9 protein-coding genes and 4 tRNA genes are annotated in these 14,309 nt (G+C 57.2%); 8 read left to right on the top strand and 5 right to left on the bottom strand.

Annotated features, from left to right (window positions below; all coding sequences use genetic code 11):
* Positions 1-88 precede the first annotated feature (88 nt).
* The 3 genes from Pla52o_RS14630 to Pla52o_RS14640 form a co-directional block, all read right to left on the bottom strand.
* Complete coding sequence (locus Pla52o_RS14630; protein WP_231612350.1) at positions 89-289, bottom strand: hypothetical protein; 201 nt, start codon at positions 287-289, stop codon at positions 89-91.
* A gap of 38 nt (positions 290-327) precedes the next feature.
* Positions 328-2,184 carry a glutamine--fructose-6-phosphate transaminase (isomerizing) gene (gene glmS / locus Pla52o_RS14635; protein WP_146595364.1) on the bottom strand — a complete coding sequence of 619 codons (1,857 nt, stop codon included), beginning with the start codon at positions 2,182-2,184 and terminating at the stop codon, positions 328-330.
* A gap of 414 nt (positions 2,185-2,598) precedes the next feature.
* The gene (locus tag Pla52o_RS14640; protein WP_146595365.1) at positions 2,599-3,312 is read right to left on the bottom strand and encodes a hypothetical protein; all 714 of its coding nucleotides are present in this window, start codon (positions 3,310-3,312) and stop codon (positions 2,599-2,601) included.
* A 226-nt stretch (positions 3,313-3,538) separates the two neighbouring features.
* On the opposite strand from Pla52o_RS14640, the gene Pla52o_RS14645 reads away from it, so the two are divergent.
* The 3 genes from Pla52o_RS14645 (at position 3,539) to leuD (ending at position 8,680) form a co-directional block, all read left to right on the top strand.
* Positions 3,539-5,818, top strand: a complete 2,280-nt coding sequence (locus Pla52o_RS14645; RefSeq protein WP_146595366.1) for a S8 family peptidase — start codon at positions 3,539-3,541, stop codon at positions 5,816-5,818.
* Between the two features lie 687 nt (positions 5,819-6,505).
* Positions 6,506-7,948: a 3-isopropylmalate dehydratase large subunit gene (gene leuC / locus Pla52o_RS14650; RefSeq protein ID WP_146595367.1), complete on the top strand. Its 1,443-nt coding sequence runs from the start codon at positions 6,506-6,508 to the stop codon at positions 7,946-7,948.
* A gap of 138 nt (positions 7,949-8,086) precedes the next feature.
* Positions 8,087-8,680 (top strand): 3-isopropylmalate dehydratase small subunit, encoded by a 594-nt coding sequence (gene leuD, locus Pla52o_RS14655; protein ID WP_146595368.1) that lies wholly within the window; start codon positions 8,087-8,089, stop codon positions 8,678-8,680.
* Positions 8,681-8,699: 19 nt separating this feature from the next.
* Here leuD and Pla52o_RS14660 read toward each other — a convergent pair whose 3' ends face one another.
* Both Pla52o_RS14660 and Pla52o_RS14665 read right to left on the bottom strand, forming a co-directional pair.
* Positions 8,700-10,016, bottom strand: a complete 1,317-nt coding sequence (locus Pla52o_RS14660) for a DUF1501 domain-containing protein (RefSeq protein WP_146595369.1) — start codon at positions 10,014-10,016, stop codon at positions 8,700-8,702.
* 177 nt (positions 10,017-10,193) lie between these two features.
* A complete protein-coding gene (locus Pla52o_RS14665) occupies positions 10,194-11,921 on the bottom strand; it encodes a DUF1549 domain-containing protein (RefSeq protein WP_197169254.1) in 1,728 nt (575 codons plus the stop codon).
* Between the two features lie 319 nt (positions 11,922-12,240).
* Here Pla52o_RS14665 and Pla52o_RS14670 point away from each other — a divergent pair, with 319 nt between their 5' ends.
* From Pla52o_RS14670 to Pla52o_RS14690, 5 genes are all read left to right on the top strand, one after another.
* Positions 12,241-12,987: a class I SAM-dependent methyltransferase gene (locus Pla52o_RS14670; protein WP_146595371.1), complete on the top strand. Its 747-nt coding sequence runs from the start codon at positions 12,241-12,243 to the stop codon at positions 12,985-12,987.
* Positions 12,988-13,503: 516 nt separating this feature from the next.
* Positions 13,504-13,576 (top strand) — tRNA-Thr (locus tag Pla52o_RS14675).
* 161 nt (positions 13,577-13,737) lie between these two features.
* Positions 13,738-13,819, top strand: a tRNA-Tyr gene (locus Pla52o_RS14680).
* 16 nt (positions 13,820-13,835) lie between these two features.
* Positions 13,836-13,906: transfer RNA gene (locus Pla52o_RS14685), tRNA-Gly, on the top strand.
* 75 nt (positions 13,907-13,981) lie between these two features.
* Positions 13,982-14,053: transfer RNA gene (locus Pla52o_RS14690), tRNA-Thr, on the top strand.
* The last annotated feature ends 256 nt before the right edge of the window (positions 14,054-14,309 follow it).

Raw genomic sequence — 14,309 nt, forward strand, 5'->3', positions numbered from 1 at the left:
GCATCACCCGCCAAGCGTGGTCATGATGCAGCGAGAAAAACCGCGTACAAACGATGCGAATGGAAGGCGCCAGCGGAATGCGAGGGGTTTACACCGGCTTTTCGATGGTCGTCGCGGGACCGGGAACGCCGGGAATGATTCGTGTGACGCTGACCTTGGTTTGCCGAAGCTCTTCGATCTCCGCTGCCATTTGGGCAATCAGATCCGCGACTTCTTGGCCCGCGGATTCACCGATATTGACGATCAGTGCTTTGCGTGAGTTTTCGCTGAGTCGGTTCATTTTCATCATGCCGTTCTTTTGATTAGAGAGTCACCATGCTTTATCGGTCACTCGACGGTTACACTTTTCGCCAAGTTTCGCGGTTTATCCACATCGCATCCTCGCAACAGCGCGATGTGGTATGCCAGCAATTGCAGGGGAACCACGTTGACGATCGGCTGAAGAAACTCGGGCACCTGGGGGACATGAATGACATCATCGGCAACCGCCTGGACTTGCGGATCATCCTCGTTAGCCAATGCGATCACAGGACCACCGCGTGCTTTGACCTCTTCCATGTTCGCCATGACTTTAGTGTAGGTCGTGCCACGCGGAATGATGAAAACACTTGGCGTTTCTTTGTCGACCAGCGCGATCGGACCGTGCTTCATTTCGGCGGCGGGATAGCCTTCGGCGTGAATGTAGCTGATCTCTTTTAGCTTCAGCGCTCCTTCGAGTGCGGTGGGAAAATTGAACTGACGACCAAGATACAACACCGTCGATGCGTTTTGGTACTTTTGGGCAACGTCGCGGACTTGCTCGTTACAGCCGAGCGTTTGCTGAATCGCGTTTGGCAATTGACGCAATTCTTCAATGATCTGCTTACCCCGCTCAAAGCTCAAATGTCGCAAGCGGCCAAAGTACAATCCGAGCATCGCCAGCACACAACACTGGGACGTAAACGCCTTGGTGCTGGCGACCCCAATTTCGGGTCCGGCATACAAATAGACTCCTCCATCGGCGGCTTGCGCAATCGAACTACCCACGACGTTACAAATCGCGAGCGTGCGATGCCCTTTTCGCTTCGTTTCACGGAGGGCGGCAAGCGTGTCGGCCGTCTCGCCGCTTTGCGTAATCCCGAACACCAACGTGTTGTTTTCGATTGGCGGATTTCGGTAACGCAATTCGCTGGCGTATTCCACGCTGACGGGAATTCGGGCGAGATCTTCGATCAAATACTCTCCGACCAACCCCGAGTGCCAACTCGTTCCACAGCCCGTCAAAATGATCCGCTCGACCATTCTTGATTGTTGCGGAGTCAGATTCAGCCCACCGAAGACTGCGGTCGCATTTTCTTCGTCCAACCGACCGCGCATGGCATTGCGAATCGACTCGGGTTGCTCATAGATCTCCTTGAGCATGTAGTGCTCAAATCCCTCGCGAGTCGCTTCGCTCGAATCGGTTTCTAATTGGCGAATGTTGACGCGAACTTTCCCCTGGTCGCGGTGCAGTACCGAAAAGCCCTCCGGTGTCAGGACGGCGATTTGGTGATCGGCCAAATAAACAATCCGATCGGTGCGTCCGACCAATGGCGAAGCGTCACTCGCGACAAAGTACTCTCCTTTGCCGACTCCGAGGACTAACGGGCTGCCGAATCGAGCGGCGATCATGAAGTTGGGATGGTCGCGAAAGGCAATCGCCAATCCGTAGGTCCCTCTCAGACGTGAGATCGCCCCTTGCACCGCGTTCAGATAGCGTAGGTTCGGTTGTCCCACGGTTTCCGGCGTGTTCTTCAAGCTTTCGGCGACCAAGTGGGCGATCACTTCGCTATCGGTTGCCGAAACAAAGTGGTAACCCTTTTGGATCAACTCGTCCTTCAGAGTCTGGAAGTTCTCGATCACGCCGTTGTGGACTAAAACGATCTCGCCATCGCCCCCGAGATGAGGATGTGCATTTTCAATCGTGGCCGGTCCATGAGTGGCCCAGCGGGTGTGGCCCAACCCCAGCGTGCCGTTGGGTGGCACCGCACCGAGCTGCATCGCAAGCGCATCGATCCGACCGACCGAGCGTGTGATGTGGAATGTGCTGCCGCCGTAAATCGCAACTCCGGCACTGTCGTAGCCACGGTACTCAAGCCGACGCAATCCGCCGATCAAAAAATCGCATGCGTTATCGCTACCGACGTAACCGACAATTCCACACATTTGTTTGCCTTTGCGTTAGGCGAAGAGCGTCCCCCATGGCGAGATGGCAACCATGCTCCCACCCCCTCCAGGACGATGTGCTCCGTTGACGTTTAACCCATTCACTTCGTTCACAACCCAACACCGGGTTGGTGAATTTAGGTTGGTTGAATTTAGGTTGTGAAGTCGTGCTTCGTCGGCCCCGCCGCGCTGCGAAGTCGAAACGCTGCGAAGCCGAAACGCTCCACGCTCGGCCCGCAGTCTAGCAAACCGAGGAATCAGGCCGAGACAAAAAGTCAAATTTTAACGAACCGGCAAACCCAACACTGCGAAGACAAAGTTCGAGTTCATTAGCGATGCGGACAAATGACGATTTCGCTGCGCTCGCGAGGGGCATCGCCACAAACGAACTCGTTTGCTTGCATGATGTTTTGGTTAGGCCGCTTTGCGAATCCCTGCGGTGCTTGCCTCGGTATCGGCAAAGCGATCCCATTTTCCATTCTCGTTGTAGAACACAATGGTTTCGGGGTGACACACCCGTCGCAGCATTGCGATCGTATTGGGATTTTTCCAACGCTCGACCGAAACTCCCAACACGACCACATCGACTCGTCCGACGGTGTGACACACACGGATCAATCCGTTTTCGATGGAATCGGGGAAAATTTGCGGACAAACGCCTTCCCCACGCACCCGTTGATGGAACTGCATCAACGTCACCGGCCCGTCGCCCATCTCGAAAGCGTCGATGGCGCAATAGCGCAATTTGGTTTCCGGATGGGACGCTTGCAGCGTCGAAACGATCGCCAGCGCCCGACTGCCGTCGTCAACGCCGACTTCCAGCAGCGAACCGACATTCAGCGGTTTCAAAAGCTTGCAAAGCGCTGGCTCGACCGGCCGAGCTCCGAAACCAAGGATGTTACGAGCTGGCGCTGCCACCACGGGCTTCGCCGCAGCGATCGGTTTGGACGCCGTCGCGGTCGCCTTGGCGGTTGCAGCAGGCTGAACCGCAGCGGGCGTGGACGCAGCCGACCGAGCGTTTTGACGCTCCGGTTGGCTTGGTGCCGCAGCAGGATCCGCCGCGGCGGTGTTTTCGGTGGCTCCGTGGGTTCGTCCACAGATTGAATTCCATAGTTTACGCAGTGGCATCGGACGATGGCCTCGCAAATCGAGCTTTCGCGGTTGCAGATGTAACGACTTCTCTTATTGTGTCGGCGATTCCGACCACAGGAGTCGATCTGGGATCGAAGAAATCCGGTTGTGCAGAAGATGGGCGAGTTTGCGTTCTAGGGTTTCTGTAGCGGCGTCTAATCACGCCCGGCGACGCCCCCATCGAGCGTCATCAACCCCCTCTTCCCATCACGCAATCGCCTCAATGAAGAACTTGGATCGCAACCAACGCATCGGTGACCAGGATGGGATCGAAATCTGTGAAGAACGACTGGCGTTGTCGGCAAGTCTCCCCAGCGATCTGCTACTCGAAGCCCTCAGCATCGGGTTGTCCCACGATCCGCTCGACTCATCGCTATCGACAAACAGCGCCTCACCGCTACCCCTCTCCCTCCAGAGCTTCGATGCTCAGAGCTCCGTTGGGATTGACGCAGCCTCGGTCAACGAGCCCCCACCCGATTTGATCGAACAAGCCAATGAGCTCCGCGGTCAAACGCCGCTGAGCGGTAATCCTTTGGACGGTCGCGGCCAAACCGTCGCCGTTATCGATAGCGGCATCGCCTGGGACCACGTTGCTCTGGGCGGCGGCTTCGGCCCGGGATACCGGGTCATCGGCGGCTGGGACTTTGCCGAGAGCGATGCCAACCCTTACGACGATGGACCGGCTGGTTTCCATGGAACCCATGTCGCCGGAGTACTAGCGGGCCAATCTGATTCGCTTTCGGGCATTGCCCCTCAGGCGGACATTGTCGCTCTCCGCGTGTTTGACGACGCGGGACTTGGACAACTCAGCTGGATCGAAGATTCGCTGAAGTGGGTTCACGAACATCGCAACCAATTTGATTCGCCGATCACCACCGTGAACTTATCCGTCGGTGCGGCGTTGAACGCCGAAAATCTAGCCGATGCGATGTCCATCCTCGAAGACGACTTGAGGTTGCTTCGCGAAGACGGCATCCTTGTCTTTGCCGCCGCAGGAAATTCCTTCGGCAACTCCGTCAATGACACCAGCTTGATGTACCCAGCCGCCAGCGATTCGGTCGTCGCGGTAGGGTCCGTCAATGAGTTCAGCCAACTCAGCACCTTTTCACAGCGTAGTGACGGGCTGCTGGCGACCAGCGGCGAATCGATCCACAGCTCGGTCCCCGATCACGTTTATGGTTGGGACGGAAACGTCGACGACTTCGCATCGCTCGACGGTACCAGCATGGCGACGCCTCAAGTCGCCGCCACATCGATGTTGATTCGCCAATCGATGATCGACCAAGGACTCGAGCCGACCGCCGACGATATTTTGGCGCGATTGCGTGACTCGACCATCACGCGAATCGATCCACAAACCGGAGCCTCTTACCACGTCATCGATTTGCAAGCGGCGATCCTTGCCGTCCCCTCGGAAACCGAGCCCAATGCAGAGCACGTCAACACGCCTGTTGACGAGACCGTCAACTCGCCGCTTGACGAAATCGCAGTGACGGAGTTCATCGGCAGCAACGAAAATGAGTCGTTGGTTCTTGACCTGCGAAACGGCATCGAACTTCGCAGCGGTGGCAACGTGTACCGCTTCGATGCCACCGATTCATTGACGAGTCCCATCGTCATTGACGTGGGCGCGGGCGCCGATTCGTTACACATCATCGGTTCGCCCGATGCCGAACGGCTGGTCATGCATCCACCGTCGTCCCACGAAGCAAGTCGCATTTCGTCCAACACCTACGAGATCGAATTGCGGGGTGTGGAAACGTTGATCTTCGACGGCGGCGGTGGCGCCGACCGCGCGACACTGAATGATTCCGCTGGCGACGACACGCTTCGTTCGGGTCCCGGCAAAACGGAACTGTCAGGGGTCGGATTCCAGTTCGAAGTCAACGAGGTCTCACGAATTTATGTGCATGCGACCCAAGGCGGCGAGGACCATGCGTTTTTGCACGATACCGCCGGTGACGACACGCTCGCGGTGCGGCCTCAGTTCACCAGCCTTCGCAGCGAAAACTTCTTTCAAGCCGCCTACGGTTTCGAACGCGTGTACGCCTATGCCACCGCAGGCGGCAACGACACCGCGACGCTGTACGATTCCGCAGGCAACGACACGATGAGCATTTCATCCAGCCGATCCATCATCAGCGGCCCAGGGTATCAAGTCAGCGCTCGCGGCTTCGATTCAGTCGAAGCGTTTGCCAATGGAGGTGGCGACGACGTGGTCAAGATCTACGCCGACGAGGTGCACAGCCAATGGCACCAAAGCAGTGACCGATTGCAATGGACCGGCCAAGATGGAACCACCCGCATCGCTCGTGGCTTCGAACGGATGCAGGCCTTTGAAGAATACGAACCGATCGCAATCTCCCCTCAATCGCTGAGCTTCCCCGCCTTGCTCGCCAACCAAGACTCGCTCGCCAACCAAGATTCCGAAGAACGCCTCCGCCGCGAACGACTCGCATCTCAATCGGTATTCCAGTGGCTCGGCTCGGAATCGCCCGAATAAACCAGCCCGAATAAACCAGCCCAAGTAAACTCACTCGAGTAAACCCGCCCTCGGGCTCGCTCCGAACGTCGTAAAAGTCGTACAGGAGTCAAGAAGCGGGAAGAGAGGGGGCGCTGGCGCACCCCGAGCCAAGACGGCCGCGCCGGGCCGCTTTTTATCCTATACATCTCACGACGAATGGTTTTCGATCCTACTCCCGACTGGGCCTATCCCGATTGGAATTGAGGAGATTAGCCGTAGGTAAGCGAAACGCCACCTGCGGAAATCGAGAGTGCGAAATCGTTTTCGACCCTGTAGGGGTCGTAGCCCGGTTGTCAGTGCCCCTTTCTGGGTCAATTCAGAGGCTGGTTTAGTTTTTCCGGTGGTGTTCGCTACGCAAAAACCACCGGCTAATTTCTAAAATCCCTCTCGGGATTGGGCTAAAAAAAGAAGGGTTTAGATCAAGAACGTTGGACAGCGGGAGCGGCCCAACAGGGAGCCATGCCCCGTCGGCGAGGGGCTAACGGGCGAGGGCAGGGCGGACGGCCTAATCCATCGCCTTTCGCCCCGGTTCGGCATCGAAATCGTCGCCCAAGAGGCGGGCTCACGCGAGTGAAATCCAGCTGGGCGTTGACATTTTCCGGTTTACAGTTGACAGTAGAACGTAATCTTTCCGCCTCTCTTTCTACCTGGTTTCGCACACTCAAAATGTCTGAATCTCAAACGTCTACGGGAAAAACGTCCGCCCCACGGACCATGCTCGACAAAATCTGGGACGAGCACGTCGTCTTCCAAGACACCGCTGGACCCGCAATCCTGTATGTCGATTTGCACCTGGTTCACGAGGTCACTAGCCCCCAAGCGTTCGAGGGACTGCGTCTAGCCAACCGCCCCATCCGTCGTCCCGAGCGGACGATCGCGACCCCGGATCATAACGTCCCCACCAGCGACCGTAGTTTGCCGATCGCCGACCCGATCAGCCGTAAACAGATCGAAACGTTGCGTGAAAACTGTAAAGAGTTTGGCGTCACGCTGTTTGACATCGACGATGTCCGTCAAGGAATCGTGCACGTCATCGGCCCTGAAAACGGCTACACCCAACCCGGCATGACGATCGTCTGCGGCGATAGCCATACCGCCACTCACGGTGCGTTCGGGGCCTTGGCCTTTGGCATCGGCACCAGCGAAGTGGAACACGTGATGGCGACGCAAACGCTGTTGCAATTCAAGCCCAAGACCTTCGAGCTTCGCGTTGACGGCGAGCTCCCACGGGGCGTCACCGCCAAGGACATGATCCTGTATTTGATCGGCCAAATCGGCACCGCCGGGGGAACCGGTTACGTGTTGGAGTTCACCGGCGATTGCGTTCGAAATCTAACGATGGAAGAACGCATGACGGTTTGCAACATGTCGATCGAAGCGGGAGCTCGAGCCGGCATGATCGCTCCGGACGAAGTCACCTTTGATTACTTGCGAGGGCTGCCCGAAGTCCCAGCCGATTTTGATGCCGCCGTTCGCCGCTGGAAATCGCTGCCCACCGATCCGGGTGCGACCTATGACCGATCGAATGTTTACCAAGGCAAAGACATCGAACCCCAGGTCACTTGGGGCACCAACCCAGGCCAGGTTCTCGGCATCACCGCAACGGTTCCCGACCCAGCCGATTTCTCGGACGCGACCGAACAAAAGTCGACCGCTCAAGCACTCGAATACATGGGTTTGACGGCCAAGACGAAGCTTCAAGATGTCTCCCTTGATCGGGTGTTCATCGGCTCGTGCACCAATGCCCGTATCGAAGACTTGCGTGCGGCCGCCGCGGTAGCCAAAGGCCATCACGTCTCGAGCAACGTCGACGCGATGGTGGTTCCCGGCAGTGGTCAAGTCAAACTGCAAGCTGAAAAAGAAGGCCTCGACAAGATCTTCAAGGAAGCGGGTTTCGATTGGCGTGAAGCGGGTTGCAGCATGTGCTTGGCCATGAACCCCGACAAACTGGCTCCCGGTGAACGATGTGCCAGCACGAGCAACCGCAACTTCGAAGGCCGACAAGGCAAAGGCGGCCGGACCCATTTGGTCAGTCCCGCGATGGCCGCAGCGGCCGCGATCTCAGGGCGTTTCACCGACATCCGCGATTGGGATTTCAAGTCAGTCTAGCTTGAGGATCACCCTCAAAGACGACCCGCAACCATCGCGATTCATTTCAATTGCGATGGCTCGGAACCCGCCCCAATACGGCTCCCCCGCAGCCGCTCGCATCCTTCAAAACAATCACTCGCTTCATCACAAACTCCCATGCAAGACTTCAAAGTACATTCCGGCAAAGTCGTGACGATGGATCGCGCCAACGTCGACACGGACCAAATCATCCCCAAGCAATTCCTCAAACGGATCGAGCGCACGGGATTTGGCCAATTCCTCTTTTTCGACTGGCGTTTCCTCGACGACGGCACCACCCCCAACCCCGAGTTTGAGCTCAATCAGCCCGAGGCGCAAGGCGCATCGATCCTGATCACTCGCCAAAACTTTGGCAACGGAAGCAGTCGCGAGCACGCGGTTTGGGCGTTGAACGACTACGGATTTCGCTCCGTGATCGCCCCTTCGTTTGCAGACATCTTTTTCAACAACTGCTTCAAGAATGGCGTGCTGCCGATCACGTTGTCCGAAGCCGACGTCGACGAACTGTTTAAGCGTGCCGCCGAGCACCCGTCTTACGAAATAACCGTTAACCTCGAGACGCAAACGATCTCAGACAACCTTGGATTCGAGCGTCGCTTCGAAGTCGACGCCAGCCGTCGCCACAACATGCTCAATGGACTCGACGATATCGCGTTGACACTTCAACACGAAGATAAAATCTCGAGCTACGAAGCCGCCCGCAGCTGGTAGAGCAGGTCAGGGCGATACCCTAACTCAGCAGCGATCCGATGGGCGTCCCTTCGCTGCGTTTCATCGGCCGGCCAATCGGCGTGTAAAGCTCTTCGCCGTACGGCACCCCGAGTGCCGCTAATATCGTCGCGTGCAGGTCGGCCACCGTGGTCACCTCCGCGACATCTTGCATCGGGTTTTTGCGATCCAACTTCGGGTCGGGCGAAGTCTCCCCATAGACGGTGCCCGGGCGAATCCCACAACCGGCCAACAGGGTCGAGAATCCATGCGGCCAATGATCGCGGCCTCCCGCAGGATTGATCGTAGGGGTCCGGCCAAATTCGCCTCCGCAAACCACCAAAGTGCTGGCGAGCAAGTCCCGATCACGGAGTCGCACCAGCAGCGAGGCAAGCGCTGGATCGAGCTTCGCGCATGCCGACGACTGCAGCGAATGGTTGTTGATGTGCGAATCCCATCCCCCCAGCGTGACTTCGACGCATCGTGTCCCCGCTTCGATCAAGCGGCTCGCCGCCAAACAACCGCGCCCGAACGCTGAATCGCCAAACGCATCCAGCACGCTGCGTGATTCGGCCGAGACATCAAACGCAGCGAGTTGATCGCTTGACATCATTCGCAATGCCGCATCGGTGGCCGTTCGATGAAGCGTTCGATTCGCATCGAGATTGGCCAAGCGTCCACGCCGAAACTCCGCTTCAACCACATCGTAAAGATCGTCAATCCGCTTGTCATAACGGTCCTTTCCGACCGGCCGACGAACGTCGGGGACAGGGCCCGCGGGATCCCCCATCTTAAATGCGTCAAAGGCACCGCCGAGATATCCACCCCGCCCCGGCGACCCGCCAGGAACGATCGAAATGTGTCGCGGGATGTCCGATTCGCCTGGATCCGACTGACAAACCACCGCCCCAATCGAAGGATGGATCAGCGTCGGATCCGGCCGAAAACCGGTCTTCACATTATAGACCGCCCGTTGATGATCCCCCTCTTTGCTTGTCACACTGCGGACGAGCGATGCCAACTGCATCTGCTCGGCGACTTGCGGCAACGTGTCTGCAATCTCAATTCCGTCAACCGAAGTCGCGATCGCTTTCGTCTCGCCACCGATCGCGCTCCCCGGATGCGGGTCAAACGTTTCGAGTTGGCTTGGGCCCCCTTCTAACCACAACAAGATCACACTCAAAGGTCGCCCGCGATCGGTCACCCCGGTCTCGTCCGCCCGCGCCAACGCACGCGAGAGCTGAGAAAGGAACAACCCGCTCGCTCCCGCTCCGAGCAACGTTCGTCGCGAAAAGTGGGCGTTGCGATCGCACAGCCGATCCGTTTGATTCGGAGTCATGATTCGTCCTTCGATAAAGAGTCTAGCTCTAGCCCGGATACTTCACCGCTTACTTAACGAAGCGTTACGGTCTTGAGTGATGTACGCAGTTAAACTCACAACCCGAAGCGTAAGCGAGGCAAAAATCACTCTTGGCTCGGTCCCTCGCTAACGCTGCGGGTTATGAACTACACGGGTCTAATGATTCCAGGCCAATTCGGTGCTGTTGAGCAACACCCAAAACAAATCCTCCACCCCCGAGCGGCGGTTTTCACTTTCGCTCAAACGTTTCACAAAATGAGCCTCTTCGGTCGCACTGGGGTAACGGTTCAGCACCGTCAAGTACGTCGTCTGAACCGCTTGAACATCCGATTTGGCAAACCGATTGATGTGATTGGTCGAGTTGAGCACCGGGTTATCGCCAATCGATTTACGCAACATCGACCCGTTGAGCATGATCAAACGCTGAGAAATCGTCACGCTATCGCTGCTGAATTCATCCTCGCCGACGTCACCGTAGCGACGAACGAAATCGTTCGTGCTGCCGAATTTGTCCAATTGAAGCAACAGCGATGAATCACGATCGATCTTTTTGATCCGCCCGCTTTGAATGATACAGGCGGCCACTTGCTCGGGCCGCAAACGTGTCAACGGAAACACCGCCCCGCTATCTTCGTGAGCAGCAGTGATTTCAAACTCCGCTCGACTGGAAACCCGAAACGCGGAGGAGTAAACGATCATGCGGATCAAATCGCGAACATTAAACCCGCTGGCAATAAACTCATCCGTCAGCGCTTCGATCACTGCGGGGGCCGGTTCATCCAGCGGAAGATTATCGATCGCGTCGGTGGCGCTGCGGCCAAACAACAACGCCCAAATGTGGCTGACCGCCGAGCGAGCCGCTTGCCGATTCTCGGGATGCGTCATCCAAACGGCCAAGCGATTCCGAGACGAACCTTTCGGGGGCAGCAACTCGGGTTGGTAGGGAACACTTGGCGTCACCTCGACTTCGGCATCGGCGCCAAGGTATTGGTAGCGATAATCGGCCTTGCGTTCCTGGACCCCCTGCAATCCATTCGTTTTCGCACTCGAAAAGAACGCGGCGAGTTGATGAAAATCACTCTGCAATCCAGCGCGTGGCGAATCGGCACTCCCTAGGCTGACATTGCCGAGGAAATCGTCGTGACATTGCAAGCAATCGATCCGAAGCCCCAAGAAGGCGCGCGACGCCCTCGCCGCCAAACGGACCGGATCGGGCTGCCCATCATTGCTGTCAAAGGTGACCGTCAAAAAATTGACTTGCGGTTGATCGGTCCAAAGGCCTTCCGCGGCGACCAATTTCCGCACCAACACGTCATAGCGAGTGTTGGCGGCCAATTGGTCGGTCAACCACATTCGGAATCGTCGCCGACGATAGACAAGAAACGGCCCCTCATCGGCCCCCACATAAAACCGCGCCCAGCGCTCAGCCCAATATTGATGAAAGCGTGGATCACGCAGCAGTGACTCCAAGTGCGATTGCTCACGTTTTCCTTCGGGCAACGATTCGAGTCGCCGAATCTCTTGCAGCGCAAGCCCGTTGCCGACCAGCGCCAACGACATCCGGCGACAAACGGTCAACCAGTCTGCGATCTCGGTCCGCTCAACCCCCGCCTCCTCCCAACCCTGGGCAAGACTCGCTTCGATTGCGGTCAGCGGCCCAAGCGTCGTCGCGGAGCCAGGCAGAGCAACGGGCGGCGTGTGGTTGGCATTCGCGCTCGAGCCGACGGTCTGCTTCGCTGACGCAGTCTGCTCCGCTGGCGTGCGACTCGTCTCCTTCCGCAGCCCCTTTCGATCGGAGAAACCCGCAGCGAGATAACCGAACGCCAACAGGACCAAGAGTCCGAACCAACCGTAGCGAACGATCGTCATGAATGCTGACTTCATTGAAATGAGGTATCCGATCGAGACGGGTGCCAGCTCGACACCAGCCCCCATGCTTGGACAGCCGAACAAGCGAGCTAAAAATCAGGTAATTTCGGGGTGCCCCGCAAAGAACCGGCCCCCCGATACAGCCTATTCGCAGCGCGACCACCATTCTTGCCAACGATGGATAATAAAACCACGCTCATTTCATGGGGTTGTTTTTGTCGGCGAAAGCACCGATTTTAGCATCAGAGCTTTAACCCAACGGCTTGGCTCGCCCCGTTTCCCCCCGCCCCGCTCCGCTTGCAAGCCTCGCCCCGTTCCTCATCGAGCCCCAACCATGGACACCTCCCCTCCGCAGCCTCGCCAAGACAGCCGCCGCGAAGCGAGCGATCCATTTTTTGAACCTTACGACCGCGAACAGATCGCCTATGGGGACGAGCCATCGGCGGCCCTCTCGGCGTATCTCGAGCAGGTTCCACGTGGCGGAAAGGCGCTCGACCTCGGCGCCGGAGCGGGTCGCGACACCATCGCCTTGGCAAAGGCCGGTTACGACGTTTTGGCGGTGGACCTCAGCCATCGCGGTTTGGAGCGTATTCGCCAACGAGCCGAAACCGAACAGACTCGCGGTCACGTCGAAACCCTCGCGATCGATGTGCGCGAGGTGCCGATGCCCGAAAATTCCTACGATGCAATCGTCGCCACGACGGTCTTGGATCACATCCCGCTCGACGACGCGATCGTGTTGTGGGAACGAATGGCCAACGCGTTGACCGAGACTGGGATTCTCTACGCTCAGGTACACACGACTGAGGATCCCGGCAGCGATCAATCGCCGGGAAAGGAAAGCGACGCCCCGGTCAGCGAGACCGCTGACGCCGTGATCAACTATTTCCCCCCCAACGAATTGGCTCGCTGGGCCGTCGCAGCGAACCGCCGGCTGCGAATCCTGCGCTACGAAGAATGTTTAGAGTGGGATTACACCCATGGCCCGGAACACCTGCACGGCAAAGCCATCCTGCTAGCAACGCGTGCAGGCGCTCATCCCCCTTGGTACGGCCAACCGGCATTATTCCCGCGGCGATAGTTCCTTCCCCGCGGCGATAGCTTTCCTGCTCCCTGACGCGAACCTCCCTCGCGTCCCAGAGCGTCATCACCTCAGGGGCAAAAAAACCAATCTGCAAAAATATCCAGGAATGATGCCGGTCCACGCTGCAAAATGCCGATCCAGCTCATTCCAGCATCTTACAAAACCAATCACGGTGTAAAAAACCGGAATCGGGTAAGGTGTTCATGGCGTCCTCAGCTCTCCAGGAACCGAGCCCATTTCGTTGTCATTTGCATCGAGATGGGGCGTGATGGGGCCCTCGGGTTGCCGAAAAAGAAAATAATCGTCAGAATCCTGCTGTTTCAACGTCCCCAGGCCGATTTCCGTCTTGCCCCATATCGCTGGATCGCTAAACTTTGCCCTTCGAAGCGAAAAGGTTAGCTTTGTCAGACCGAAGGAACGAAGTAAGTGGCTTCCACTTGAGCGTCCAGGTTTTAAGATTGGATTGACGTTGAACGACGCGACCGATTTTGACCAAGTTGGTACTGATAGACCGCCAGCGTAGCTCAGTTGGCAGAGCAGCTGATTTGTAATCAGCCGGTCGTGGGTTCGAATCCCTCCGCTGGCTTTCGCATCGTGATTCATGGTGTGAAGCGACGAAGTGAAGAGAGAATAGCAAAGCAGACGAAACAGTAGAGAAGCATTGGTTTAAGGAAACGACTCGAGCAAAACACACGACAAGACAAAACAAGAGACGGCCGAAGCACGCCGAAAGATGCAATGAAATAGGGGGGTTTGCCCGAGTGGTTAAAGGGGGCGGATTGTAAATCCGCTGACTATGTCTACACAGGTTCGAATCCTGTAGCCCCCATTTGCAACGTTCAATCGCGGGTGTAGCTCAATGGTAGAGCAGCAGCCTTCCAAGCTGAATACGAGGGTTCGATTCCCTTCACCCGCTTTTGCATCCTCTTCGTTTCGACCGGAGCGTGTTCTGTTGGACTCGGGCCTTTTGGTCTAAGATCCCTCTTGAGTCGCTGCTGTAGCTCAGTGGTAGAGCGCCTCCTTGGTAAGGATGAGGTCATGGGTTCAAATCCCATCAGCAGCTTGAGCGACGACGGCATCCCTAGGGTGCTGTCGCCACGGTGAATCCAAAGCATCGCTTTGGTTCACTTTGGCAACAAACCGCGTCCGTGGCTCGACTTCAACGAAGAGCCTGCGGCGCCAATAAAGAAACAGAGCAAAAGTGCTTCACGGGTGACGATTGTGTCACTAGCGGTTCCCTCACGAAAAAAGAGCCATCGAAAGCTCAAATTTCGCCTCCGGGGCAATTGCAAGTGGCGGCACTTTTCGCAACAACTTAG

This window comes from Novipirellula galeiformis (assembly GCF_007860095.1).
GTDB classification, from domain to species: Bacteria; Planctomycetota; Planctomycetia; order Pirellulales; family Pirellulaceae; genus Novipirellula; species Novipirellula galeiformis.